Annotated in this window: 20 protein-coding genes, 2 pseudogenes and 2 riboswitches; of the genes and pseudogenes, 16 read left to right on the forward strand and 6 right to left on the reverse strand. The window is 64.3% G+C overall.

Annotated elements, in window-relative coordinates; genetic code table 11:
* Nucleotides 1-6: 6 nt before the first annotated feature.
* Nucleotides 7-1,302, reverse strand: coding sequence for an ABC transporter substrate-binding protein (locus P0D73_RS22255; RefSeq protein ID WP_408432894.1), 1,296 nt, complete (start codon nt 1,300-1,302; stop codon nt 7-9).
* 77 nt (nt 1,303-1,379) lie between these two features.
* The gene (locus tag P0D73_RS22260; protein ID WP_408432896.1) at nt 1,380-2,438 is read right to left on the reverse strand and encodes an ABC transporter ATP-binding protein; all 1,059 of its coding nucleotides are present in this window, start codon (nt 2,436-2,438) and stop codon (nt 1,380-1,382) included.
* A 14-nt stretch (nt 2,439-2,452) separates the two neighbouring features.
* Here P0D73_RS22260 and P0D73_RS22265 point away from each other — a divergent pair, with 14 nt between their 5' ends.
* The 4 genes from P0D73_RS22265 to P0D73_RS22280 all read left to right on the forward strand — a co-directional run bounded on the left by P0D73_RS22265 (nt 2,453) and on the right by P0D73_RS22280 (nt 5,084).
* On the forward strand, nt 2,453-2,611 hold the full coding sequence (locus P0D73_RS22265; protein WP_165923919.1) for a hypothetical protein: 159 nt from the start codon (nt 2,453-2,455) through the stop codon (nt 2,609-2,611).
* Between the two features lie 176 nt (nt 2,612-2,787).
* Complete coding sequence (locus P0D73_RS22270; RefSeq protein WP_408432898.1) at nt 2,788-3,753, forward strand: polysaccharide deacetylase family protein; 966 nt, start codon at nt 2,788-2,790, stop codon at nt 3,751-3,753.
* The gene (locus P0D73_RS22275) at nt 3,750-4,484 is read left to right on the forward strand and encodes a GntR family transcriptional regulator (protein ID WP_408432900.1); all 735 of its coding nucleotides are present in this window, start codon (nt 3,750-3,752) and stop codon (nt 4,482-4,484) included. The genes P0D73_RS22270 and P0D73_RS22275 overlap by 4 nt, the downstream gene beginning before the upstream one ends.
* A gap of 9 nt (nt 4,485-4,493) precedes the next feature.
* The gene (locus tag P0D73_RS22280) at nt 4,494-5,084 is read left to right on the forward strand and encodes a flavin reductase family protein (RefSeq protein ID WP_408180139.1); all 591 of its coding nucleotides are present in this window, start codon (nt 4,494-4,496) and stop codon (nt 5,082-5,084) included.
* 19 nt (nt 5,085-5,103) lie between these two features.
* Here P0D73_RS22280 and P0D73_RS22285 read toward each other — a convergent pair whose 3' ends face one another.
* Nucleotides 5,104-6,690 carry a gamma-glutamyltransferase family protein gene (locus tag P0D73_RS22285; RefSeq protein WP_408432903.1) on the reverse strand — a complete coding sequence of 529 codons (1,587 nt, stop codon included), beginning with the start codon at nt 6,688-6,690 and terminating at the stop codon, nt 5,104-5,106.
* 552 nt (nt 6,691-7,242) lie between these two features.
* Between P0D73_RS22285 and atzF (P0D73_RS22290) the strand changes: the two genes are divergently transcribed.
* The 3 genes and pseudogenes from atzF (P0D73_RS22290) to P0D73_RS22300 all read left to right on the forward strand — a co-directional run bounded on the left by atzF (P0D73_RS22290) (nt 7,243) and on the right by P0D73_RS22300 (nt 10,287).
* Nucleotides 7,243-9,045, forward strand: a complete 1,803-nt coding sequence (gene atzF / locus P0D73_RS22290) for an allophanate hydrolase (RefSeq protein WP_408432913.1) — start codon at nt 7,243-7,245, stop codon at nt 9,043-9,045.
* Nucleotides 9,046-9,104: 59 nt separating this feature from the next.
* Nucleotides 9,105-9,491 (forward strand): annotated as a pseudogene (locus tag P0D73_RS22295) (BMP family ABC transporter substrate-binding protein); the annotation flags it as partial.
* A 64-nt stretch (nt 9,492-9,555) separates the two neighbouring features.
* Entirely contained in the window at nt 9,556-10,287 is a 732-nt protein-coding gene (locus tag P0D73_RS22300) for a GntR family transcriptional regulator (protein ID WP_132377225.1), read from the forward strand.
* A gap of 30 nt (nt 10,288-10,317) precedes the next feature.
* Here P0D73_RS22300 and P0D73_RS22305 read toward each other — a convergent pair whose 3' ends face one another.
* The 3 genes from P0D73_RS22305 to P0D73_RS22315 all read right to left on the reverse strand — a co-directional run bounded on the left by P0D73_RS22305 (nt 10,318) and on the right by P0D73_RS22315 (nt 13,366).
* Nucleotides 10,318-11,361 carry a rod shape-determining protein gene (locus P0D73_RS22305; protein ID WP_007177320.1) on the reverse strand — a complete coding sequence of 348 codons (1,044 nt, stop codon included), beginning with the start codon at nt 11,359-11,361 and terminating at the stop codon, nt 10,318-10,320.
* 159 nt (nt 11,362-11,520) lie between these two features.
* The gene (locus tag P0D73_RS22310) at nt 11,521-12,585 is read right to left on the reverse strand and encodes an ABC transporter substrate-binding protein (RefSeq protein WP_408285830.1); all 1,065 of its coding nucleotides are present in this window, start codon (nt 12,583-12,585) and stop codon (nt 11,521-11,523) included.
* Between the two features lie 166 nt (nt 12,586-12,751).
* A riboswitch (guanidine-I (ykkC/yxkD leader) is annotated at nt 12,752-12,889 on the reverse strand.
* Nucleotides 12,890-12,997: 108 nt separating this feature from the next.
* A complete protein-coding gene (locus P0D73_RS22315; RefSeq protein WP_132377224.1) occupies nt 12,998-13,366 on the reverse strand; it encodes a helix-turn-helix domain-containing protein in 369 nt (122 codons plus the stop codon).
* 156 nt (nt 13,367-13,522) lie between these two features.
* Between P0D73_RS22315 and P0D73_RS22320 the strand changes: the two genes are divergently transcribed.
* The 9 genes and pseudogenes from P0D73_RS22320 to P0D73_RS22360 form a co-directional block, all read left to right on the forward strand.
* Entirely contained in the window at nt 13,523-14,413 is an 891-nt protein-coding gene (locus P0D73_RS22320; protein ID WP_408432905.1) for a sugar phosphate isomerase/epimerase family protein, read from the forward strand.
* A gap of 9 nt (nt 14,414-14,422) precedes the next feature.
* A complete protein-coding gene (locus tag P0D73_RS22325) occupies nt 14,423-15,484 on the forward strand; it encodes an isopenicillin N synthase family dioxygenase (protein WP_408285833.1) in 1,062 nt (353 codons plus the stop codon).
* 413 nt (nt 15,485-15,897) lie between these two features.
* Nucleotides 15,898-16,029, forward strand: a riboswitch (guanidine-I (ykkC/yxkD leader).
* A 58-nt stretch (nt 16,030-16,087) separates the two neighbouring features.
* Entirely contained in the window at nt 16,088-16,843 is a 756-nt protein-coding gene (locus P0D73_RS22330; RefSeq protein ID WP_408180133.1) for an urea amidolyase associated protein UAAP1, read from the forward strand.
* 11 nt (nt 16,844-16,854) lie between these two features.
* Nucleotides 16,855-17,511, forward strand: coding sequence for an urea amidolyase associated protein UAAP2 (locus tag P0D73_RS22335; RefSeq protein ID WP_408314573.1), 657 nt, complete (start codon nt 16,855-16,857; stop codon nt 17,509-17,511).
* On the forward strand, nt 17,508-21,101 hold the full coding sequence (uca, locus tag P0D73_RS22340) for an urea carboxylase (protein WP_408432907.1): 3,594 nt from the start codon (nt 17,508-17,510) through the stop codon (nt 21,099-21,101). The genes P0D73_RS22335 and uca overlap by 4 nt, the downstream gene beginning before the upstream one ends.
* A complete protein-coding gene (gene atzF, locus P0D73_RS22345; RefSeq protein ID WP_408180131.1) occupies nt 21,098-22,579 on the forward strand; it encodes an allophanate hydrolase in 1,482 nt (493 codons plus the stop codon). Before uca ends, atzF (P0D73_RS22345) begins: the two co-directional genes overlap by 4 nt.
* On the forward strand, nt 22,566-23,537 hold the full coding sequence (locus tag P0D73_RS22350) for an ABC transporter permease (protein WP_408180130.1): 972 nt from the start codon (nt 22,566-22,568) through the stop codon (nt 23,535-23,537). The genes atzF (P0D73_RS22345) and P0D73_RS22350 overlap by 14 nt, the downstream gene beginning before the upstream one ends.
* A gap of 74 nt (nt 23,538-23,611) precedes the next feature.
* Nucleotides 23,612-24,526 carry an ABC transporter ATP-binding protein gene (locus P0D73_RS22355; protein ID WP_342960411.1) on the forward strand — a complete coding sequence of 305 codons (915 nt, stop codon included), beginning with the start codon at nt 23,612-23,614 and terminating at the stop codon, nt 24,524-24,526.
* Between the two features lie 302 nt (nt 24,527-24,828).
* Nucleotides 24,829-24,901: pseudogene (locus tag P0D73_RS22360) on the forward strand (DNA-binding response regulator); the annotation flags it as partial.

Consider the following 24,901-nt stretch of genomic DNA (forward strand, 5'->3'; position numbering starts at 1 on the left):
CGCCGATCAAGCCGCGATGAACTCGTTCCACTTCTGGACCATGTAGATGTTCTCGTCCATCACCGCGTTCCAGCAGGCAATCGCGCCCATGCGCTGGTTGTACGAACCGCCGTCACGCACGGTGCCGGTCTTTTCGAGCAACTGGCCGTCCGGCGCCTTGATGTCCTGCGCGGCCGGTTTGCCCTCGATCCAGTAGTCCCACTCGTAGGGCTGCATGTGCGTCTTCGCGGTCTCCAGCACGCCCGAGTAGTAGCCCTGACGCATCAGGTACGCACCCGCCCAGCCGTCCTGGAACCAGTTGACGAACTCGTAGGCGGCGTCGAGCTTCTTGCCTTGCAACGAGCGCGGGAAACCGAAGCCCGACGCCCACGAGCGATAACCTTCCTTGAGCGGCTGGAATTTACAGGCGACACCCATGGTGCGGACTTTCGTCACGGCAGGCGACCACATCGACTGGATCACCACTTCGCCCGAGGCCATCAGGTTCACGCTCTCGTTGAAGTCCTTCCAGAATGCGCGGAACTGGCCGGCGCGCTTTGCTTCGATCAGGATCTTGATGGTCTGGTCGATCTCGGCCTTGGTCATGTTGCCTTTGTCGCCGTATTTCATGTGACCCATCGCCTCGATCGCCATGGCCGAGTCCATGATGCCGATCGCGGGGATGTTCAACAGTGCGGCCTTGCCCTTGAACTGCGGATTGAGCAGCTCCGCCCAACTGTCGACGGGCCGCTTGATCAGGTCGGGCCGAATGCCGAGCGTGTCCGCGTTGTATGTCGTGGGAATCAGCGTCATCCATTCCGTGGGCGTGGCGGAGAATTCCGTGGAACGCGGGCCGGTGAGAAACATGACCTTCTTCGGCGCGGTGCCTTGATCGCCGATCTTCTTGCCGTTGACTTCGCCGCGCGTGAGCACCGGCGTGATCTTGTCGGCGAGCTTGATTCGCTTTGCGTCCATGCCGGCCAGCGTGCCCGCCGGAATCAGCTTCTTGAGCGCGAAGTATTCGGTGTCGACGATGTCGAACGAGTTCGGCTGGGTGATGATGCGTTTGGCGACGTCGTCGGTGGTTACCGGCACGTATTGAATCTCGATGCCGGTGTCTTCCTTGAATTTCTTCGCGATGTCGGCGCTCTGGTTGACCGCCGTGCCGAGGTAGCGCAACGTGATTTTCTCCTGCGCGTGCACGTACGGAAAACCGGCAATGCCGGCCGCCGCCACCGCGCCCTTGATGAACGTGCGGCGCGACAGGCCTTTTTCCTTCCCATCCGTTGCGGCCGCTGCCGGGCTTTCGTTCGCTTCACTCATTGCTTTCTCCTCAGTTGACGTTCGTTTGACGTTCGTTGATGTCGCTTATCGCCTGGCTGATGCGCGAAATTCAATACTCAGGCTGCGAGCGGATGCGCGTCCCGCTCCTCCCACCAGACCACCACGCGCGCGTCGGGACCGAGCCGCGCCGGGTCGTAATCGCCGTCGCTCACGAGCGAGACCAGTTCGGGCGAGCCGTCGAGCGGATCGAGCGTCACGCGTAGATGCGTGCCCTGATACTCGGCTTCACGCACTGTGCAAGGCACGCCGCCGATGCGCGTCAAGCCGTTGTCGCCGCTCGCGGTCTGCACCGGCGTAATGCCATGCGGCACGACGCGCAGATGATCGGCGCGCACGGTAAAAGACCGGCCATTGGTATTGAAGACGTTGTGGCCGCCGAGAAAGCGCGCGACGAATTCGGTACGCGGACGATTGAACACTTCGTGCGGTGTGCCGCTCTGCTCGATACGGCCATGGCTCATCACCACGACGAGATCGGCCAGCGCCATCGCTTCTTCCTGCGAATGCGTAACGTGCACGAAGGTAATGCCGAGTTCCTTCTGCCAGCGCTTGAGTTCGGCGCGCATTTGCACGCGCAGGAACGGGTCGAGCGCGGAGAGCGGTTCGTCGAGCAACAGGCAGCCCGGCTGATTCAGCAGTGCGCGGGCGAGCGCGACACGTTGCTGCTGGCCGCCGGATAGCTGCGCCGGTTTGCGTTCGCCATACGCCGACATGGCGACCAGTTCGAGCAACTCAGCGGCGCGCTTGCGCCGTACGTCTTTGGCGATGCCGCGCATCTTCAGGCTGAACGCGACGTTGTCGAGCGCGCTCAGATGCGGAAACAGCGCGTAGTTCTGGAACACCATGGCCGTGCCGCGAGCAGCGGGCTCGGCGCGCGTGACGTTGCGGCCGGCAATCAGAATGTCACCTTCGGTGACCGATTCATGCCCGGCGATCATGCGCAAGGTCGAGGTCTTGCCGCATCCCGACGGCCCGAGCAGGCAGCAGTACTGGCCGCCGGCGATGCGCAGATCGATCGCGTCGACGGCGAGCGAGTCGCCATATTGCTTCGACACGTGCACCAGTTCGATGTCGGCGGCTTTGGTTTCGAGCACCGTTGAAGCAGGCTGAATCATGAAGAGGTGTCCTCGTGAACGACGAAAAAGCGGCGAAGAAGCGGCGAAGAAGCGACGCAGAGCAAGGCGCACGAAAACCAATGCCGCGCCTGATCGACGCCAAGCAAATGCAAGACATGTGCCATCGTTCGCATCGCGAGGTTGACGAATTGCCGACGCGCCGGTGTGCTTAACGTCTACGAGTTGGCTCACATATTGCAAACGATCCGCAGCGTCGATCGTTAGCGATTTCAACGATTCTTTTTGCGCGATCACGGTGCGTGCCGCGTCCGTCGCGGGGCATGAACTGGCCATTCCGGTTCATGCGCTGCCGCGGCCCGGCGCTTTTCCTCACCCACTGCTTCTTCAAATGAACGACACACGGAACATGCCCGCTGCAGAGAACCGCGCGCGTCAATTGCTCGCCACGCATGGCCGCTTCGCGTACCGCCCGATCACCGACAGCGACGCGTACCGCTGGCCTGGCGGCAGCGGCCTCGCGGTTTACCTGGGCTTCAACATCGAGCACTTTGCCTTTGGGGAAGGGCTCGGCGCCGCGCTCGGTCCGGTCTCGCCGCAGCCGGATGTGCTGAACCATAGCTGGCGGGAGTACGGCAATCGCGTCGGTGCGTGGCGCTGCATCGAACTGTTCGATCAACTTGAGTTGCCCGCGGGCACGCTCATCAACACCGCGCTCTACGATCATTGCCCGGAGTTGATCGCGGCCTGCGCGGCGCGCGGCGACGAACTGATCGGCCACGGCCACACGAACGCGCATCGCCAGAGCGATCTCGACGAAACCAGCGAGCGTGAGCTGCTTCTGCATTGCCGCGAACGGATCGCGGAAGTGTCCGGCACAGCGCCGCACGGCTGGCTTTCGCCGTGGATTTCGGAGTCGCACTTGACGCCTGATCTGCTCGCCGAGACCGGCTATCGCTATACGCTGAACTGGTGTCACGACGATCGTCCCGTGCGAATGGCCACGCGCGGTGCACCGCTGTGGTCGATCCCATATCCGCAGGAACTCAATGATCTGCCGATGATGGTGGGCCGCCATATGGATGGCCGTGCCTTCGCCGATATGATCATCGACCAGTTCGACGAGATGCTCGAACAGGCCAATCGCGGCGCGCAGCCGCAGGCACTCGTGATGGGCATCGCACTGCACCCGTATCTGGTCGGGCAGCCGTATCGCTTGCGGCATCTGCGCCGCGCGCTCGAACATATCGCCGCGGCACGCGCCCGAGGCGACGCGTGGATCACCACGCCGGGCGCGATTGCGAATTATATGGACGTGCTGGAGCGGGACGGTATCGTGCGCCCGGCCATTGCGTGAGCCCGAAAGCCGGCGTGGCCACCGCAAAGAAAGTCGTGAAAGACGACGCGGATCAAGACGCACGCATCTACCAGTCGATTTTCGACGGCGTGCTGAATCATCGTCTGACGCCGGGCACGAAGCTGCCAGAGCCCGAGTTGTGCCAGTTGTTCGGCGTGGGCCGCGCGGTGGTGCGACGCGTGTTGGAAAAGCTCGCGTATGACGGCATCGTCGTGTTGCGGCCGAACAAGGGCGCAGTGATCGCCGAACCCACGCCCGAGGAAACGCGCGAGATCTTCGAAGCAAGGCGCTCCGTCGAACGGATGCTGGTCGAGCTGGCCGTGCAGCGCGCGAACGCCCAAGACATCAAGACATTGCGTCAACAGCTCGCGAGCGAACATGAAGCGATGCATCGCTTCGACCAGCCTTCGTGGGCGACGCTCGCCAGCGGTTTTCATATGCGCATCGCCGCGCTGGCGCGCAACTCGATTCTGCAAAACTATCTGAAGGAACTGGTCTCGCGCTGCTCGCTGATCGTCGGCGTGTATGAACCGCCGGGGCATGCGCCGTGCGAACACGCGGAGCATGCGGCAATCGTCGATTGCATCGAGGCGCGCGATGCAGCGGGCGCGATCGCGCATATGGAGGCGCATCTGCGCGACCTCGAAGAACGCATCGAAACCTCGCGGATGCGCGGCGAAAAAAGCCTCGGCCAGTTGCTCGGCATCACCGCATCAGCGACTCCCAACTAGGCGGCGGACATGGAAATCGACTTCGAAGCGATCACCGAATACCAACGTTACAAGTTGATGGCGAGCCTGATCGTGCCGCGTCCGATCGCACTCGTCACCACGCTCGGCGCGGACGGCACGATCAACGCCGCGCCGTTCTCGATGTTCAATATGCTCGGCGAGGAGCCGCCGATCGTAATGATCAGCGTCAACCGCGTGGCCGACGGCACGCTGAAGGACACGGCGGTAAATATCGTGCGCACCGGCGAGTTCGTGGTGCATCTCGCGGACGAAGCCATTGCCGGGAAAATGCACCGCTGCGGAGAACGGTTACCGCCGAATGTGAGCGAGCTTGCCGAGGTCGGCTTGACACCGGTGCCGAGCTCGCATGTCAAGCCGCCGCGCATCGCCGAAGCGCCGGTCGCGTTCGAGTGCACGACATGGGAGACGCTGGAGACGACGAGCCGGCAGATTTTCATTGGACGCGTGCACCGGCTGCACGCGCGGGACGAGTTGATCGACACGCAAACGTGGCGCGTGCGCTTGCAACACTATTTCCCGGTGGGCCGTTTCGGCGCGAGCGACTATGTGACGACGCGGGATCGCTTCACGTTAGAGTGACGCGTTGCCGCCCATCGCATCAAACAGCGAGCGCCCGGCCATCGCTGCGAGGATCGTGCGCGCCCGTCGCCGACCCGTCCGCCTCGATGCGAATCACGCCGGGATGCCCCGCCAACGGACTTTGCGCATCGATCGCGCTCACTTCATGTCCGCGTGCGGCGAGCGCAGCGAAGACGTCAGCGCCGGCGTCCGCTTCGAGTTTCAATGCATCGCGCGTGTCGGAGAAGGTCTTGCCGAGCAGAAAACGCGGGCGCGCGAGGGCGCTCAGCGGGTCCATGCCGTAGTCGATCAGCCGCGTGAGAATCGCGGCCAGCGTTTGCGGCTGACCGTCCGCGCCTTGCGTGCCGAACAGCAGTTGCGGACGGCCGTCCTTCACATACATGCCGGGGTTGAGCGTATGGAACGGCCGCTTGCCCGGCTGCACGGCGTTGTGATGCGCGGGATTCGTGTTGAACGACGCTCCGCGGTTGTGCCACAGAATACCGGTGTCGCCCGCCACCACGCCGCTGCCCCAGTCGAAGTAAACCGTTTGCAGCACGCTCACGCTGCGGCCTTCGCGATCCGTCGCGCCGATGAATACCGTGTCTCCCGGACGGAACACATGCGGCCATGCGCGTGCTTTGCGTTGATGAATCGAGCGGGCATGGGCGTCGAGCGTGGCGGGCGAGAGCATCTCTTCGACCGGCACGATGTTGAACTCGGGATCGCAGACGAAGCGGTCACGATCCACGAACGCGCATTTAACGGCTTCCACCAGCAGGTGATAGTAATCGGCGCTGCCTTCCGGAATCGATCCAAGATCGAAGCGCTGCAGCGTGCCCATGATCTGCAAGGTCGTCACGCCTTGCGTGGGCGGCTGCAGGCTCACCAGTTCGCCGCCGCGATAAGCGACACGCAGCGGCGCTTCGTTGCGCGCATGCGTGCGGGCGAGGTCGCTGGCAGTGAGTGGCGAACCGGCTTGCCGGAGACCATCGGCAATTCGCTCAGCGAGGTCGCCTTCATAGAATTCGCGCGCGCCGAAACGCGCAATGCGCTCGATGCTTTTCGCCAGCGCCGGTTGCACGAAGCGCTCGTCGATCGCGGGAATAGGGCCATGCGGCGCGAAAGTTGCCGCGAAACCGGGCAACGCCTGCAATTCGTCGGCGCGCATGGTTTGCCAGAAATGCTGTGACGGCGTGACGGGGAAGCCGTCAGCGGCAAGCTCGTGCGCTCGGTCGAACAGCGACGACCACGACTGCATGCCGCCCCAAACGCTTTGGCTGATTTCGTAAGCCTGATTCCATGTATCGACGGTCGCGGCGGTGGTGATCGCGGACGCGGGACCGCGCAACGGGATCGCGCCGTTGAACGCCGGCAGTTGCGCCGCGGCCTGGCCGATGCCCGATAACGTGCGCAACGTGCCTTGCCGGTCGCCGATCACCCAGAAGGCGTCGCCGCCAAGGCCCGTGAAGTGCGGGTACGTCACGCACAGCGCCGCGCCGATCGCGATGGCGGCTTCGATGGCATTGCCGCCCGCGCGCAAGACATCGCGGCCGGCCTCGCTGGCTAACGCATGAGGACTGGTGACCATGCCGCCGTGGGTGCCGGCGGGATTTGGATTGTGCATCGAAGCTCCGCTACTGAAGGTTCGCCGGAAGGTGCCGCGAGTATAGACCGCCAATTGTTAGATGATGTGAGCCGCGAATCGCACGTGGGCCAGCGCGCTTTGCAAACGCTAAACACATTGCGCGATGTCTGCGCGCCTGGCGATTCGGCCCGCGCGGCGAACCGCGTTGATTCGTCGGATTCGTTGCGCTCGCGTGCCGCGAATGCTTCGGTCATACGCGTAAGCGGCAAGATCACGAAACGAGGCGCGCGAAAAGGTGCGTGCGTTCATCATGGCCGTCGCGTCGCAGCCGGCGTTCCCGATGCGCGCGTCGGCGCGAATCCAGGGCGCGTGAGCCCCGAGTTGGTGAGCGCTGCACCATCGGCAGCGCGGCGCGGCGTCGTTTCAAGCGCGGCACGGCCACTGTGACTGAAGCAGTGAAGCGCCGTCCGGCTCGGCTTTGAACCGATTTTCCGCGATCAAATAAGCAACTGGCATAGCTCCTGCTAATTTGAGTCCAAACTTGTATTCAAGATTGAACTCAAGGAAAAACAGGTGCCCATTTCCTCACCCATGACGGTCAAAGGTCTACTCGCGGCATACGCCGCGGGCAGCCTCACGCCGACCGAAGCCGTGACCTCGGCGCTAGCGCAGATCGATGCCATCGACCGGCCGGAAGTCTGGATTCTGCGCGTGCCGACAGCCGACGTGCAGGCCCGCGCGAAAGCGCTCGAAGCGTTATACGAAGCGCAGGGCAGCGCCGTGTTCGAACAGATGCCGCTGTTCGGCGTGCCGTTCGCGGTCAAGGACAACATCGACGTAACCGGCCTGCCGACCACGGCCGCTTGCGACTCCTTCGGCTATACGCCGGACACATCGGCCTTCGCCGTGCAGCGGCTCATCGACGCCGGCGCCATCCTGATCGGCAAGACCAATCTCGATCAGTTCGCCACCGGCCTGGTCGGCACGCGTTCGCCGTATGGCGCCGTGCGGCACACTGAGTCGCCCCTGCGCGTGTCGGGTGGTTCGAGTGCGGGCTCCGCGGTCGCGGTAGCGGCGGGTTGCGTAGCGTTTTCGCTCGGCACCGACACCGCGGGTTCGGGTCGTGTGCCGGCGGGATTCAACGGTCTGGTCGGTCTGAAACCTTCGCTGGGACTGGTCAGCAAACGCGGCGTGGTGCCTGCGTGTCGAAGCCTCGACACGATCTCCGTGTTCGCCCACGACGTCGACGATGCCTGGCGCGTGCTCCGCGAAATCGCCTGCTTCGATGCGCTCGACGGCTACTCGCGCAAGGTGCCGAGCCTTGGCCTGCTGCGTTCGGCGCCGCGCATCGGCGTGCCGGAACGATTGGAGTTTTACGGCGACGCCATAGCGAGCCGGGCGTTTTCAACCGCACTCGACACGCTCACGACACATCTCCATCTGCCGACGCAAGCGATCGACTTCGAACCGCTCAAGGCCGTTTCCGCCTTGCTCTACGACGGCCCGTGGGTCGCGGAACGGCGCGCGGCGCTCGGCACATTCTTTGAAACCCATCACGAAGCAATCGACCCGGTCGTGGCCAAAGTGATCGGCAAGGCTGAGCAGTTCAGCGCCGCCGATGCCTTCAATGGCCAGTACGCGCTGGCCGATCTCAAGCGGCACGCCGAAGCGCTCTTCGACACGATCGATATCCTGATCGTGCCCACTACACCGACGCATCCGCTGATCGCCGACGTGCAGGCCAATCCCGTCGAACTGAACAGCCAGCTCGGCTACTACACCAACTTCGTCAACCTGCTCGATCTGTGCGCGCTGGCCGTGCCGTGCCAGCGGCGCAGCGACGGTTTGCCGGCCGGCGTCACGCTGATCGCACCGAGTGGCGCGGACCGCCGTCTCGCCGAACTCGGCGCGCGGATTCAGGCTTTGTTCGCGAATGCCGCCGAGGCGTTAGCAGCAACGCCCACGCTCATCCAGCCGTTGCCGTTCCAGGAGCCCACCATCACCCTCGCGGTGGTCGGCGCGCATCTGCGCGGCCAGCCGTTGAACTGGCAGCTCCAGGAAGCCGGCGCGCGTTTCGTGAAAGCGACGCATACCGCGCCCGGCTACAAGCTCTACGCGCTCGCCAACACGCAGCCGCCGAAACCCGGTCTCGTGCGCGCGACGCAGCAGCAAGGCCAGCCGATCGCCATCGAACTATGGGAAGTGCCGCTGCGCACCTTCGGCCAATTCGTCGCCGACGTGCCCGCGCCGCTCGGCATCGGCACGTTGCAACTCGCCGACGGCCACAGCGTGAAGGGTTTCATCTGCGAGCCGTCGGCCGTGGATGACGACAGCGGCGCGCTCGACATCACGCCGTTCGGCGGCTGGCTCGCGTATCTCGCCAGCCTGAAGTGAAACACGTCAACCGATCCCCGGACCCGCGCTCTTTAACCTTCGATCGGGAATTGGACACCATGACCAGCCGCCGCCATTTCATCAAGAACGCCAGCCTGTCGACGCTCGGCAATATTCTGCCCATCCAGTCGGTGTTCGCCGCGCCGAAGACCACCGTCGGCGAGATCTACGTCGGCGCGCGTGGCGACTACGGCTACAACCAGGCACAGGCGCAAGCCGCCGCGGTGATCAAGAAGATGCCGGACGTGAAGGTGGTGGAAGAAGAGAACGTGCCCGAGACCATCGCCGTGCAGAAGACGATGGAAGCGATGATCGAACAGGACGGCGCCACGCTGATCTTCGCGACCTCGTTCGGCTACTTAGACCCGCACGTGCTGAAGATGACCGCGAAGTATCCGAAGGTGCGATTCGCTCATTGCGGCGGTTTGTGGAAGCAGGGCAACCCGCGCACGTGAGCCTTATCGTCAAGTCATGAAACGCTGATAATAAGAAAAAAGGGACCTTGGCATCATGAACGACGACCCGACCAATCTGCTGGAGACGCCCGCCGCGCCGGCCGCGGCCAACCCGCTCGCCGAGCAGGTTTATCAGCAGCTCAAAAACGATATCTTCAGCTTTCGCCTGTTTCCCGGCGACCGTTTTTCGGAGAACGGCATTGCGCAACACTACGGCGTATCACGCACGCCGATGCGCGACGGTCTGTTCCGTCTGCAACGCGAAGGCTATCTGGAAGTGGGTTTCCGGCGCGGCTGGAAAGTGTCGCCGATCAATTTCGATCAGCTCGATCAGCTCTACGATCTGCGCATCGTGCTGGAAGTCGCGGCGGTGGAGCGGGTCGGCGCGGGCGGCGATATCGCGCATGCGGCCGTCGAGGAATTGAAAGCGATCTGGTGCGTCGCGCCGGAATTGCGTGAGAGCGATCCGGTGAAAATGTTCGGCATTGACGAAAACTTTCACCGTCAACTGGTCGCCGCCACCGGCAATGCGGAAATGCTGCGCGTGCATAACGAAGTGACCGAGCGCATCCGCATCGTGCGGCGGCTCGATTTTCTGAAGCCGCACCGCACCAGCGCCACTTACGACGAGCATGCCACCATGCTCAACCTGATCGAACGCAACCGCCTGACCGAAGCCATCATTCTGCTGCGCGCGCATATCACGCAGAGCAAGCTGGAAGTGCGCAAGATCACACTGTCGATGCTCGCCGCGGCGCGCGATAGCAAGCTGCCCTTCGTGTCGTGAGCGGCTTGAATCTCCTGATGCGAGCCAGGCTCACTCGTAAGAGAACGCCCCGCCGAACTTGTCGATCCGTTCGAGCGCCATACCCGAGCCGCGCACCACGCAGGTCAGCGGCGCTTCGGCGACGAACACCGGCAAGCCGGTTTCCTCGGCGAGCAACCGGTCGAGATCGCGCAGCAGCGCACCGCCACCCGCCAGCATGATGCCGCGCTCGGCGATGTCCGCGCCGAGTTCCGGCGGCGTCTGTTCCAGCGCGATCTTCACGGCCGAGACGATCTGGTTGAGCGGATCGGTCAGCGCTTCGAGAATCTCGTTGCTGGACACCGTGAAGCTGCGCGGAATCCCTTCGGACATATTGCGGCCCTTGACTTCCATTTCCTTGACCTCGGAGCCCGGAAACGCGGAGCCGATTTCCTTCTTGATCGCTTCGGCCGTTTGCTCGCCGATCAGCATGCCGTAGTTGCGGCGAATGTAGTTGACGATCGCGTCGTCGAACTTGTCGCCGCCAACGCGCACCGAGCCTTTATAGACGATGCCGCCGAGCGAGATCACGCCCACTTCCGTCGTGCCGCCGCCGATATCGACCACCATCGAGCCGGTCGCTTCCGACACCGGCAAGCCCGCGCCGGTGGCCGCGGCCATCGGCTCCTCGATCAGATAGACCTGCGAGGCGCCCGCGCTATGCGCCGCCTCCTTGATCGCGCGCCGCTCCACCTGAGTGGACCCGCACGGCACGCAGATGATGATGCGCGGCGACGGCGCGAACATACGCGACTCGTGCGCCATCTGGATGAAGCGCTTGATCATCTGCTGGGTGATGTTGAAGTCGGCGATCACGCCGTCCTTCATCGGGCGGATCGCCTCGATATTGCCCGGCACCTTGCCGAGCATCTGTTTTGCTTCCTTGCCGACGGCCAGAATGATCTTCTTGCCGTTCGGACCGCCTTCCTGACGAATCGAGACCACCGAGGGTTCATCGAGAACGATGCCCTTGCCGCGCATGTAAATCAGGGTGTTCGACGTGCCGAGGTCGATTGCCAGGTCGTTGGAAAAATAGCCGCGCAGAAAACCGAACATGCAAATTCCTGTCTCTCGGAAGTCGGGCGCAAAAGCGCCGCTTGGAGTGCCGCCCGAAGGCGGCAGGCGACCAGTTGACGGTCGGGAGAGACGCAAGAATAACAGTTTCGGATCTGCGGGCTATTTCAGCGGTTATGGATGCCGTGCCTGGCGGGTCGCTTACTGCGCGTTGGCGAGTGCCGGATCGATATAGGCGCTCACATTCTGCGACTGTTTGTACACGGCGTTGCGCACGTTGAACTTGTCGGCGTTCACGCTCGAACCGTACACGGAGTCGAGCCCGTCGCCCTTGGTGAAGGCTTTCCTGGCCGCGGCGGAGTCAAGCAGATGCGTGCCTTTCAGCAAGGGCAGATACTGCGCCGGCGTGAGACCGACCCGCGCGGACATGATCTTGACCGCGTCCGGCTGTGTCTTCGGATCGTTGATATAGGCCACGCAGCGGTACCAGACCTTGATCACCTTGGCCCAGTCCGCCTTGCGCGATTGCAGGCTGACGGGATTGACGGTGATCGCGTCGTAGATCAGGCCGGGGGCGTCGGCGGAGGTGAAGATCGGCCGCGAGCCCGGCACGCGTTTGAGCGCTTCGCCCGCGTTCGGCTGCCAGGCGCCGACCGCGGCGACGTCGCCGGACGAGGCGAGCACCTGCGGCAATTCGTTGGTCTTTGCATTGACGAGCGTCAGGTCCGATTCCTTCAGCGCGTGTTTTTCGAGCGCCGTGTCGAGCAGCAGGTGATCGACGAGGCCCATTTCGACGCCGACCTTCTTGCCCTTCAATCCTTCCACTGTGCGCACCGGCGGCTTGGCGACGATCATGTCGTTGCCGCTCGAATAGTCGGTCAGCAGGATCATCACGTTCTTCGCGCCGCTTGCACCGGTTACGAGCGCGTCGCCGTTGGTCGCGCCGACCGCGTCGAGCTTGCCGGCGGAGAACGCATCGAGCGACGCCGAGTAATCGAACCACTGGAAATTGACGTCCACGCCGGCTTCCTTGAACCAGCCTTTTTCGATGGCGACCTGGAAGGCGACGAAGCCGGGCCAGTCGCTATAGCCGATGGCGAGCGGCGCGGCCGCTTGCGCCGGCGTTGCGGCAAGACCCGCAGTAAGACCGAGAGCGAGTGCGGCGGCGGCCGTGGCGAGGGCGCCACGCACGCGAAGGGCCGAGGCGAAGCGGGCAGGCAAGGCGAGTGAAGCACGGGAAGTGCGGACGGATTCGAAGCGTTTCATCGTTTTCTCCAGGAGACCGGTCAATTGCGATTGTTGAGTTGGACCGCGCGGCGACTGCGCGATGAAACAACATGACCGGTTCCCGCGAGCAAGCTACGATCAAGCGCGGAAACTGCGGGAGACACACACCGGCCACGGAGAGGCACGATAGACATTGCTATCGCCAATCTCCCGGGCTTTTGTCCCGCCGTGTAGTGCGGCCGTCGGTTCGTGCTTGCAATGAAGCCTGCATCGAACCAGTCGGCGCACCGGGCTGCTCTCGGACCAGACATTCTCGCGAACCGGAACCCTAGCATCCCTAAGATGCGACGCTGCCGCACCTCTCGGTCAAACATCTAGCGAGAAATATGCCAGCGGGATTTGCGACGGAGGGTATGCGGACGCTTCACCCCCACGTCCCGCGTAGGCACTGTCAATCCAGCGCCGCAAACCGTTGATGCACATAGGCAAGAAACTGCTCCAGACGTTCCTCGATCGAGGCCGCGAGGCTCACCTGCTTGATGCGGCGATCCGCGGCGGAACTCGTCTCCAGCAGCCAGCCGCTGTCGATCAACTCCTGCACGTAGCGCACGGCGGTGCGGCGGCTCACGCCCGGCATGAATTCGTAGAGCGCGGTCTTGGCGAAGTAGTCGTCCTGATCCACCCACATGCGGCAGAACAGATCGCTGTAGTTCAGGTCGTTCAGGCCAAGATCGCCGAAATGCGCCGACCACTGCCAGTCCATGTCGAGAATGGCGCGCGCGACGGCTTGCCCCTTGGTACGCGCAATTTTCTTCTTCATCGATTCACCACGAGGAGGAGGGCTGCACAGTTTAAGTGCTAATTGAGCCGGAAATCGGGCGCGCGGAAATAATGTGCGGCCACGCTCCGATAGTTTATTGATTCGTGCTTTTCATGTGTACTATTGCATGCAATTTTGCATGCAAATGGAGAGGCGATGAAATTCGAATTGTTCAAAACGTTCTGGGGATTCGACGGCGGTCCTCGCGATGCCGCTCCGCTCGTGCGGGCAGCCGGCTTCGACGGCATCGAAGCGCCGGTGCCGGCCGGCGGAGCGGCACGAGATGCGTTTGCGCAGGCCATCGCGGACGAAGATTTTAGTTTCATCGCGGAGATTACGACGGCCGGCAGCTATGTGCCGGAGCGTTCGGCGACGCCGGCCGATCATCTGCGCGACTTCGAGGAGAAGATCGTCTGGGGCAAGCCACTCGAACCGCGCTTCTTCAACGTGATGGCCGGTTGTGACGCGTGGCCGGCGGCGGTACAGGTGGACTTTTTCTCGCGCGCCGTGGAGATCGCCGCGCAGCACGACGTGATCTGCAGCTTCGAAACGCATCGCGGGCGCTCGTTCTACAACCCGTGGATCACTCGCGACGTCGCGCGCGCCGTGCCCGCGCTCAAGCTGACCTGCGACTTCAGTCATTGGGTGTCGGTGTGCGAGCGGCTGCTCGACAGCGAGTGGGACACGATCCTCGAACTGGCGCCGCATGCGCATCATCTGCATGGGCGTGTCGGTTATCCGCAAGGTCCGCAGGTGCCGCACCCGGCGGCGCCCGAGTACGCGGACTGCCTCGCCTCGCATCAGCGCATATGGGAAGCGCTGTGGACCGCGCAGATCGAGCAGGGCTACACCGTCACGACGATGACGCCGGAGTTCGGCCCCGACGGCTATCTGCACACGCTGCCGTTTACGAACGCGCCGGTGGCCGATCTGTGGGAGATCAACACATGGATGGGCCGCGAGGAACGGCGCCATCTGGCTGCATTTCTCGCCGCCCGTGAGGTTCGCGGCGGACGGCAAACGCACACTAACCCGCAGCTTGCGTAGGCGCCTCTCATGAGCCAAACCCACACCCGTTTTCAGCAGTTACCCATCGTCGACGTCAGCGGCCTTTTCAGCGACGACAAGAACCAGCGCCTCGCGACCGCGCGCGAACTCGATCGCGCGGCACGCGAGGCCGGCTTCTTCTATGTCACCGGCCACCAGGTATCACGCGAACAGCAGCGCGCGCTGATCGAGCAGGCCAAGCGCTTCTTCGCCGCCGAACATGACTGGAAGATGCGCTACTACATCGGCAAGTCGGCCGCGCATCGCGGCTACGTGCCCGAAGGCGAGGAAGTTTTCGCGGCCGGCAAGCGCGACAGGAAGGAAGCCTTCGACACCGGCCGCGAACTGCCCGCCGACGACCCCGACGTACGCGCCGGCACGCCGATGCTCGGCCCGAATAGCTGGCCCGAACAAGCGGGTTTTCGCGAGGCGGTGGGCGGCTATTACGAAGCGGCATTCGAACTCGGCCGCGCCCTGTTTCGCGGCTTCTCGCTTGCGCTCGGCTTGCCCGAACAGCACTTCGACCAGTATCTGCGCAAGCCGCCGAGCCAGTTACGCCTGATCCACTATCCGCTCGATCCATCCGCGGAAGACCGCCCCGGCATCGGCGCGCATACCGACTACGAATGCTTCACGATCCTGTTGCCGACCGCGCCCGGACTTGAAGTGATGAACGGCGAGGGCGAGTGGATCGATGCGCCGCCGGTCGAGAACGCGTTCGTCGTGAACATCGGCGACATGCTGGAAGTGTGGACAGGCGGGACCTATGTCGCGACGTCGCATCGCGTGCGCAAAGTGAGGGAGGAGCGCTACTCGTTCCCGCTCTTTTTTGCCTGCGACTATCACACGATCGTCGCACCGCTGCAGCAGTTCGCGACGCCCGAAGCGGTGGCGAAATATCCGCCCGTGTCGGCCGGCGACCATCTGTTCGCGCAGACGGCGCAGAGCTTTACCTATCTGAAGGAACGTCTCGAACGAGGGGAGTTGGTGTTGCCCGACGGTTCGAAGGCCTTGGCGAGCTTCGGCCAGCAGGCGCGCTATGCGAGCACGGAACTGGATGCCCAAGGTTGAGTGTCACGACAACAGCGCCGCTCTGACTACGAGCGGCGCTGCTGCTTTTGCAGTTCGATGAAACGTGCCGACATCAGGGTGTACAGCGCGCGTCGAATAGCGGCAAGCGTCGGCATGGTCGAGTGATGAAGGTGGTGGACGTGGTGCATCGATACGCACACACCATGCCATCGGCTAGAGCCATCGCCAGTGTCGCGCGCGCTCATATCGAGCCCAATCGTGGTGCCCGGCGCATTCAACTGGTGCGGATTCACAAACGACGCTGGTGCGCGTGCCGCCGACCCTCACCTAGCAAACTGAATCGCTCATCACATCCAATCCCTTGCCACGCCGCGCTTGCCGCATGCTCGACATGAGCCTGGCACACAACTCGCTTAGCTACGCAGCGAGAGGTGCGAAGTAATTTGCATCATCTTCAGGATCGCTAGGGTTCCGGTCGAGTGCTTCATGCGCACGATGCCTGGTCCGAGAGCAATCCGGTCTTGCCGTTCACCTTCTTTCAAGGCGCCGGCGAGGCTCCACGGAGGGATAAAAGCCCGGGAGGTCGCGATGTCGGTCAATCGCCCTCTCACGCTTATTCCCAACCGATACCCTGGAGCCTCCATGTCGACGCAATCCCCTGTCGAACTCGCACCGATCCCGCATGTGGCGTGGGAAACGGTGATTCCCGCCGGCACGCACTGGTCCGGCGTGCTGCGCCGTGGCATGGCGTTGCGCGTGGTCGATACCGAAGGCGGCGCGAACCTGGCCGCCGTGCTCTACCGGCACGACGAACCGCTCGAACGCTACAACATGGCCGATACGCTGAAGGCGCAGCACACCGCGCATCTGACGCGCGGCCACGTGCTCTATTCGGACATGGGCCGCGTGCTGGCCTCGATTACCGCCGACACGCTCGGCTGGCACGATCCGCTCGGCGGCGTCGGCGACGCGGAACTGTTCGCCGCTAAATACGGCGTCGCCCGCTATCAGCAGCATCGCAATGCGATGATCCGCAACGGCCGCGACAGCCTGTTGCTCGAACTGGCGAAGCATGGGCTCGGCACACGCGACCTCGTCGCCAACATCAACTTCTTCAGCAAACTCGCGATCGGCGAGGACGGCGCGCTCGACTTCGTGGTGGGCCATTCGCCGGCCGGCGCCGCGTTCGATCTGCGCTTCGAAATGGATACGCTCGCGGTGTTTTCGAGCGCGCCGCATCCGCTCGACCCTTCATCCGAATACGAACCGAGGCCCGTCAAGCTGATCGCGTACCGCGCGTATGCGGCCGACGCCTGCGTACCGGCCGACGACCCCTGCCGCTCGGCGTGCCCCGAGAACGGGCGCGGCTTTGTCAACACCGACCGTCTGTTCGTTTAAGGAGACCCGCGATGCCTATCATCGAAAGCAAGCTCGAACTCCGTCATGCGGTCTACGACCTCACGCTGCCTTCCGGCGAACCGTGGCTGCACGAAGTCAAGCGCGGACAGGTGTTCCGCATTCTCGACCTGGAAGGCAATCAGGCGGTCGACACGCTGTTCTATAACAGCGCCGATCCGCTCGAACGCTATAGCGCGCAGGACACGATTCGCGCGCAACGCAATCTTTATCTGTCCGCCGGCAGCGTACTGATGTCGAACCTCGGCAAGCCGATGCTGAGCATCGTGGCCGACACGTGCGGCCGCCACGACACGCTCGGCGGCGCTTGCGCGGCCGAAAGCAACACGGTGCGCTACACGCTAGACAAGCGCTACATGCATAGCTGCCGCGACAGCTTCCTGCATGCGATCACGCATTGCACATGCGGCGTGGGGACGCGGCTCAACAAGCGCGACATCGTCAGCAACATCAACTTCTTCATGAACGTGCCGGTGACGCTGCTCGGCAAACTGACTTTCGAGGACGGCATTTCCGCGCCGGGCAAATACGTCGAGATGCGCGCCGAGATGGATGTCACGGTGCTGATTTCGAACTGCCCGCAGTTGAACAATCCGTGCAACGGCTATAACCCGACGCCCGTGCGACTGACGATATGGGACGCCCAATGAGCTTCCGCAAAGTCCTGATCGCCAATCGCGGCGAGATTGCCTGTCGAGTGATACGCACGCTCAAGCGGCTTGGCATCGCGTCGGTCGCGGTGTATTCCGAAGCCGATCGCCACGCCATGCATGTGATGCTCGCCGACGAAGCCGTGTGCATCGGCCCGGCACTCGCGGCACAGAGCTATCTGAACAGCGCGGCGATTCTCGAAGCGGCGCGCGCGTGCGGCGCCGACGCCGTGCATCCCGGCTACGGTTTTCTGTCCGAGAATGCGGCCTTCGCGCAAGCGTGCGACGACGTCGGGATTCGCTTCATCGGCCCAACGCCCGCGCAGATGCGCGAATTCGGCCTGAAGCACACGGCGCGCGAACTTGCGCAAGCCAACGACGTCGCCTTGCTGCCCGGCACCGCGCTCCTGCCTGACGTGGGCACGGCGTTGCGCGAGGCGGAGTCGATCGGCTATCCGGTGATGCTGAAAAGCACCGCGGGCGGCGGCGGAATCGGCATGTCGCTGTGCCGCGACGCAGTGCAACTGGAGAGCGTGTTTGCGTCGGTCGCGCGGCTCGGCGAGGCGAACTTTGCCAACGCGGGCGTGTACCTCGAAAAGTTCGTGGAAAACGCGCGCCACGTCGAAGTGCAGATTTTCGGCGATGGCCGTGGCGGCGTGATATCGCTCGGCGAACGCGATTGCTCGGTACAGAGGCGCAACCAGAAGGTGATCGAGGAGACCCCCGCGCCTGGACTCACACACGCGGAACGAGGCGCGCTGCATGCGAGCGCCGTGCGGCTCGCCCAGGCGGTGAAGTACAAATCCGCGGGCACCGTGGAGTTCGTCTTCGATGCCGACACGCGCCGTTTCTATTTCCTCGAAGTGAACACGCGATTGCAGGTGGAGCACTGCGTTACGGAGGAAGTCACGGGTATCGATCTGGTCGAGTGGATGATTCGCGAGGCCGCGGGTGAACTCGCGCCGCTCGACACGCTGGCGCCGGCGCCGCAGGGCGCGAGCATCCAGGTGCGCCTGTATGCGGAAGACCCGCACAAGCAGTTTCAACCGAGTGCGGGCGTGCTGACGCATGTCGCGTTCGCCGCCGACGCGCGGGTCGACACCTGGGTCGATTCCGGCACGGAAATCAGCGCGTTCTACGATCCGTTGCTCGCGAAGCTGATCGTCAAAGGCGAGACGCGCGAGGCCGCGCTTGCCGCGTTGCGTGCCGCGCTCGAACAAACGCAGCTCTACGGTATCGAGACGAATCTCGACTATCTGCGCGCCATAGCCGGCTCGGCGACGTTTGCGCGTGGTGAGCAGACCACCGCGTTCCTGTCGCGCTTCATGTTCGCGCCGCATACGATCGACGTGCTCGACGGCGGCGTGCAGACCACGGTGCAGCAGACGCCGGGGCGCACCGGCTACTGGGACATCGGCGTGCCGCCGTCGGGTCCGATGGACGATCTGTCGTTCCGCCTCGCCAACGAACTGCTCGGCAATCCCGCCGACGCCGCGGGGCTCGAATGCGCGATGGTCGGCGCCACGCTGCGCTTTAACACCGCGACGCTCTTCGTGCTGGGTGGCGCGCCGCTTGCCGCCACGCTCGACGGCGAAGCGGTCGTACTCTGGCAGGTCACACGCGCGCCGGCGGGTTCGGTGCTCAAGCTCGGCGGCGTGACGGGCGCGGGCATGCGCGCGTGTCTCGCGCTCAAGGGCGGTCTGCAAGTGCCGGACTATCTGGGCAGCAAGGCGACCTTCACGCTCGGCCAGTTCGGCGGCCACGCGGGGCGCGCGCTGCGCAAGGGCGACGTGCTGCATCTCGCCGACGGCGCGGGCCGCGGCGAAGCGGGCGCGCAACTGGATCCGGCGCGGGTGCCGGTGCTGACGCACGACTGGACGCTCGGCGTGCTCGACGGCCCGCACGGCGCGCCCGATTTCTTCACGCCCGACGACATCGCGATGCTCTACGGCACGCGCTGGACAGTGCACTACAACTCCAGCCGCACAGGTGTGCGCCTGATCGGCCCGAAGCCGCAATGGGCGCGCACGGACGGCGGCGAGGCGGGGCTGCATCCGTCGAATATTCACGACAACGCGTATGCGGTCGGCGCGGTGGATTTCACCGGCGACATGCCCGTGATTCTCGGCCCTGACGGTCCGAGCCTGGGCGGCTTTGTCTGTCCGGTCACCGTGGTGGGTGAGGAGTTGTGGAAGCTCGGTCAACTGCGCCCCGGCGATACGGTGCGCTTCGAACGGGTGCCGGTCCTGGCGGCGGAACGCGCGACGCAGGCGAGCGAGCCGGCCCACGATTGCATCCTCTATCGCGATCCCGGCGCAGGCGAGGGCACGGGCGTGGTCTATCGCCGCTCCGGCGATCAGAACGTGTTGATCGAATACGGTCCGCTCGTGCTCGACCTGAACCTGCGCTTTCGCGTGCATGCGTTGATGAACTGGCTCGACGCGCACCGCTTGCCGGGCATCGTCGATCTGACGCCGGGCATCCGTTCGCTGCAGGTGCATTTCGACCCGCGCGCGGTATCGCACGACGCGTTGCTCGCGCATCTGCAGCAAGCCGAGCGCGAGCTGCCCGCGGTGGACGCGATGCGCGTGCCCAACCGCATCGTGCATCTGCCGCTCTCCTGGGACGACCCGTCGACGCGGATCGCGATCGAACGCTACATGCAATCGGTGCGTCCCGACGCGCCGTGGTGCCCGAGCAATATCGAGTTCATCCGCCGCATCAACGGGCTGAATAGTATCGACGACGTGAAGCGCATCGTGTTCGACGCGCGCTACCTGGTCATGGGTCTGGGCGACGTGTATCTCGGCGCGCCGGTCGCCACGCCGCTCGATCCGCGCCACCGGCTCGTCACCACCAAATACAACCCGGCGCGCACCTGGACGCCGGAGAACGCGGTGGGCATCGGCGGTGCGTATCTGTGCGTGTACGGCATGGAAGGGCCGGGCGGCTATCAGTTCGTCGGCCGCACCGTGCAGATGTGGAACCGCTATCGCACGACGCGCGAATTCGAGGCGGGCAAGCCCTGGCTGCTGCGCTTCTTCGATGAGATCCGTTTCTACGAAGTCAGCGAGGCCGAACTGGCCGAGCTGCGCACGGATTTCATCGCGGGCCGCGCGAGTCTGAAGATCGAGGAGTCCATGTTCGATCTCGGCGCGTACAACCGCTTCCTGAAGGCCGAAGCCGAGTCGATCGCCACCTTCAAAGGCGCGCAGCAAGCCGCCTTCGACGCGGAACGCGAGCGCTGGAACGCGGCCGGACATGCCGAGTACGTCGGCGAAACGGATGGCGATGCAGCCGCCGGCAACCCTGCGAACGACGCGCTTGCGGCCGGCCAGCAAGGCATCGTCGCCGACGTGTCGGGCAGCGTCTGGAAGCTGCTGGTCGGCAAAGGCGAACGGGTGAGCGACGGGCAAGTGGTGGCGATCGTCGAGTCGATGAAGATGGAAATCTCCGTCACCGCGATCGGCGACGGCGTGATCGAAACGATCGACTGCGCGGAGGGCGCGGCGGTCGTCGCGGGTCAACGTTTGATGGTGATGCGCGCCGGCATTGCAGCGGACGCCGCCGAGGAGGCTACGTGCAAATGAAATCACCCGACGATCTGTTCCCGTCCATGTCGATCGCCGCGCTGCGGGCGCGCTACCGCGCCGGCAGTCTCACGCCCGCGCAACTGGTGGACGCGATTGCCGCCCGCACCTCGGGCGACGACCCGCATCACGCGTGGATCCGCCCGTTGAGCCGCGCTGAGATGATGCGTTACGCCGATGCGCTCGAAGGCCGTGACATGGACACGCTGCCGCTCTACGGCGTGCCGTTCGCCATCAAGGACAACATCGATCTGGCGGGGATTCCGACGACCGCCGCGTGTCCCGCCTATGCGTACACGCCCACGGCCAGCGCTGCGGTGGTCGCGCGCCTGATCGCCGCCGGCGCGATTCCGATCGGCAAGACCAATCTCGACCAGTTCGCCACCGGCTTGTCCGGCCAGCGCTCGCCGCACGGCGCGTGCCGCAACGCGCTCGATCGGCGTTACGCGTCGGGCGGTTCGAGTTCCGGCTCGGCGGTATCGGTCGCGCTGGGGCTGGCGGCGTTTTCGCTGGGCACCGACACGGCCGGATCGGGACGCGTGCCCGCCGCATTTCACGGCCTGATCGGGCTGAAGCCGACCAAGGGCGTGTTGAGCACGCTCGGCGTGGTGCCGGCGTGCAAATCGCTCGACTGCGTGTCGATCTTCGCGCGCTCGGCGAGCGACGCGCAGTGCGTGTTCGACGCCGCGCGCGGCGTGACGGCGGAGGACCCCTATGCGCGCGAATTCCAGCCGCCGCAGACATCCGCACCGCTTGCCACGCAAGCGTCGCTGCGCGGTGTGCGCTTCGGCGTGCCGCGCGCGAGCCAGCTCGAATTTTTCGGCGACGCCTCGTACGCGCACGCTTTCGACGCCGCGCTGACGTGCTTGCGTGCGGCCGGCGCCGAACTGATCGAAATCGACTTCGAGCCGTTCCTCGCCACCGCGCGGCTGCTCTACGAAGGGCCGTGGGTGGCGGAGCGGCTCGCGGCGATCCGCGAGTTCGTCGACACGCAGCCCGACGCGCTGCATCCGGTGATCCGCGAGATTATCGGCGGCGCGGCGCGCTGGAGCGCGGCCGATGCGTTCGCCGCCTTCGACCGCCTCGCGTTCCTGCGCATGCAGGCCGCCGACGTCTGGCAGCGGATCGACGCCATCGTCACGCCGACCTCGGCGACGACCGCCACCGTCGACGAACTGGAAGCGGACCCGATCCGCGTGAATTCGCGCTTCGGCTACTACACGAACTTCGTCAACCTGCTCGACCTGTCCGCGCTGGCGGTGCCGGCCGGCGTCTGCACGGTCGGCAAACACGCGGGGCTGCCGTTCGGTGTGACCTTCGTCGCGCGCGCACACGAGGACGCCATGCTGCTCGATCTGGCGCGTGCGTGGCTCGACGAAAGCAACGAAATCGACAAAATCGACGAAAGGGCCGCGGTCCCGACGTTCGCCCACGACGCAACCGCAGTCCGCCCCGGAGAATCACATGGCCGTCATTGACAGAACCGAATGGTTCGCGGTGCGCCGCGAACTCTCCGCGCGCGGCAAATGGCTGCTGGGGGCGGGCTCGTTCCTGCTGCCGCTTCTCGTCTGGTGTCTGGTCAGCTACGTGCCGATCATCTGGCATCCGCAGGTGCTGATCGACAGCCCGGGCAGCGTCGACTATTTCCAGCCGGGCATGCGCGTCGACAAGGAGGTGTTCGCCGACGAACTCGCCCACGCGCGCGAGGCCCATACGGCCTTGCCGGCAGGCGAGCCGGTCAACCCGGTGTATCTGCCCGCGCCGCATGAAGTGCTGCGCGCGTTCTACACCGCGTTTACCACGCCGCCCGCATCGCGCGACGGCGTGTGGCTGCATCAGAGCCTGTGGCACAGCATTCAGGTGATTTTCTGGGGCTTCGTGCTGTCGTCGGTGATCGGCGTGCCGATCGGCATCGTGTGCGGCACGTACAGCGCGATCGCCCGCCTGCAGGAGCCGTTCTTCGAGTTCTTCCGCTACTTGCCGGCGCCCGCGTTCGGCGCCTTGATGGTGGCGATCCTCGGCATTTACGACGGCCCGAAGATCGCGATCATCGTGATCGGCACGTTGTTCCAGCAGGTGCTGATCGTGGCCAACACCACCCGCAAGCTCGAGTACGGCCTGTTCGAAGCCGCCATGACGCTCGGCACGAAGAAGCTCAAGCTGCTCACCCATGTGGTGATTCCCGGCATCCTGCCCGACCTGTACCGCGACCAGCGCATTCTGCTCGGCTGGGCGTGGACCTACCTGATCGTGGCGGAACTGGTCGGCACCAGTTCCGGCATCACCTGGTACATCACGCAGCAGGCGCGCTACGAGCACTTCGACAACGTCTACGCGGCGATCATGATGATCGGCATCATCGGGCTCGGCACCGATCTCGTGCTGGCCTTGCTCGGCCGCAAGCTGTTCCCGTGGGACCGCACGCTCAAGGCGTAGTGGACGGCTTCGTGACACGGCCTATCGCAAGCACAGCACCGCACCGCACCGCACCGCATTCAAAGGATTCCATCATGTTAAATCCGCAACCGATTCCGTCGTACCTGATCCAGTCCGAAGCGGTACGCGAGCGTTTCGACCGCCTGAAATCGCGCGAGGTGATTCTGGAGGTGCGCGATCTCGGCAAGCGCTTCGAGACGCCGCAAGGCGAGTGCACGGCGCTCGACGGCATCAGCTTCAAGACGCACCGGCGCGAGTTCGTCTGCGTGATCGGACCGTCGGGCTGCGGCAAGTCCACGCTGATCCGCATTCTCGCCGGGCTGGAGCGGCAGACGAGCGGCAGCGTGCTGCTCGACGACAAGCCCGTGCAGGGGCCGGGTGCCGACCGCGGCATGGTGTTTCAGGGCTACACGCTGTTTCCGTGGCTGACGGTCAAGAAGAACGTCATGTTCGGTCTGAAGATGAACGGCCACAGCACCCTGCATGCGGAACGCGAGGCGCTGCAATGGCTCGATCTGGTCGGCCTGACGAAATTCGCCAATGCCTATCCGCATCAGTTGTCGGGCGGCATGAAGCAGCGCGTGGCGATTGCCCGCGCGCTCGCCAACCGGCCGCGCATTCTGCTGATGGACGAACCCTTCGGCGCGCTCGACGCGCAAACGCGCGCGAAGATGCAGACGCACCTGCTCGATATCTGGCGCAACATCGACGTGACCGTGCTGTTCATTACGCACGATCTGGACGAGGCGATTTTTCTCGCCGACCGTATCCTGGTCCTGAAGGCGAATCCCGGCGAGGTGCAGGAGCTGATCGAAGTGCCGGTGTCGCGGCCACGCGATTATTCGCAGGTCACGTCGCCCGAGTTTCTGGCGACCAAGGCGCGGCTCGAGGCCTTGATCCACCCGCCCACGGACACCCATGACGACGAGGACGACGTCGTCAAACCGCACATGATCCGTATGACCGATGTCGCGGACAACGTCGAATAGGTCGCAACCCTCGCGGCGGCGGCACGAGCGCATACCGACGCTTCGACACCAACACCGTCGTTACGCCGCGTTGCAGCGGGCGGCGCGCGGCCTGTTCGGCCGGGTGAAGAAACTACGGTATGCCGGTGCTGCGGCGCCGCATGCGGGGGGAAACAGGCTGGGCTCTGGCGCCGACCATGCAGGGTTCGTCGCAAACGGCCGGCGCGAATCCGGGGTGAGCGCGTGAACATTACCGGATCGTAATCACCCGCCGGAGAGCTTGACGGTATGATTTCACCGTCAACGCCCACGCGGAGCAACCGATGCGAATCCTGGTGATCGAGGACGAGCTGAAAACAGCGGCCTACCTCAAGAAAGGCCTGGAAGAATCCGGCT

Origin of the sequence: Paraburkholderia sp. RL18-101-BIB-B (assembly GCF_046026985.1) — a bacterium.
Taxonomy (GTDB): domain Bacteria; phylum Pseudomonadota; class Gammaproteobacteria; order Burkholderiales; family Burkholderiaceae; genus Paraburkholderia.

Bases quoted from the DNA above. Each gene is read 5' to 3' on its own strand.
- uca (WP_408432907.1), top strand. From the start codon at position 17,508: ATGAGCTTCCGCAAAGTCCTGATCGCCAATCGCGGCGAGATTGCCTGT.
- atzF (WP_408180131.1), top strand. From the start codon at position 21,098: ATGAAATCACCCGACGATCTGTTCCCGTCCATGTCGATCGCCGCGCTG.
- P0D73_RS22280 (WP_408180139.1), top strand. From the start codon at position 4,494: ATGGAAATCGACTTCGAAGCGATCACCGAATACCAACGTTACAAGTTG.
- P0D73_RS22260 (WP_408432896.1), bottom strand. From the start codon at position 2,438: ATGATTCAGCCTGCTTCAACGGTGCTCGAAACCAAAGCCGCCGACATC.
- P0D73_RS22305 (WP_007177320.1), bottom strand. From the start codon at position 11,361: ATGTTCGGTTTTCTGCGCGGCTATTTTTCCAACGACCTGGCAATCGAC.
- P0D73_RS22350 (WP_408180130.1), top strand. From the start codon at position 22,566: ATGGCCGTCATTGACAGAACCGAATGGTTCGCGGTGCGCCGCGAACTC.
- atzF (WP_408432913.1), top strand. From the start codon at position 7,243: ATGACGGTCAAAGGTCTACTCGCGGCATACGCCGCGGGCAGCCTCACG.
- P0D73_RS22335 (WP_408314573.1), top strand. From the start codon at position 16,855: ATGCCTATCATCGAAAGCAAGCTCGAACTCCGTCATGCGGTCTACGAC.
- P0D73_RS22355 (WP_342960411.1), top strand. From the start codon at position 23,612: ATGTTAAATCCGCAACCGATTCCGTCGTACCTGATCCAGTCCGAAGCG.
- P0D73_RS22270 (WP_408432898.1), top strand. From the start codon at position 2,788: ATGAACGACACACGGAACATGCCCGCTGCAGAGAACCGCGCGCGTCAA.
- P0D73_RS22310 (WP_408285830.1), bottom strand. From the start codon at position 12,585: ATGAAACGCTTCGAATCCGTCCGCACTTCCCGTGCTTCACTCGCCTTG.
- P0D73_RS22330 (WP_408180133.1), top strand. From the start codon at position 16,088: ATGTCGACGCAATCCCCTGTCGAACTCGCACCGATCCCGCATGTGGCG.
- P0D73_RS22325 (WP_408285833.1), top strand. From the start codon at position 14,423: ATGAGCCAAACCCACACCCGTTTTCAGCAGTTACCCATCGTCGACGTC.
- P0D73_RS22315 (WP_132377224.1), bottom strand. From the start codon at position 13,366: ATGAAGAAGAAAATTGCGCGTACCAAGGGGCAAGCCGTCGCGCGCGCC.
- P0D73_RS22320 (WP_408432905.1), top strand. From the start codon at position 13,523: ATGAAATTCGAATTGTTCAAAACGTTCTGGGGATTCGACGGCGGTCCT.
- P0D73_RS22300 (WP_132377225.1), top strand. From the start codon at position 9,556: ATGAACGACGACCCGACCAATCTGCTGGAGACGCCCGCCGCGCCGGCC.
- P0D73_RS22285 (WP_408432903.1), bottom strand. From the start codon at position 6,690: ATGCACAATCCAAATCCCGCCGGCACCCACGGCGGCATGGTCACCAGT.
- P0D73_RS22255 (WP_408432894.1), bottom strand. From the start codon at position 1,302: ATGAGTGAAGCGAACGAAAGCCCGGCAGCGGCCGCAACGGATGGGAAG.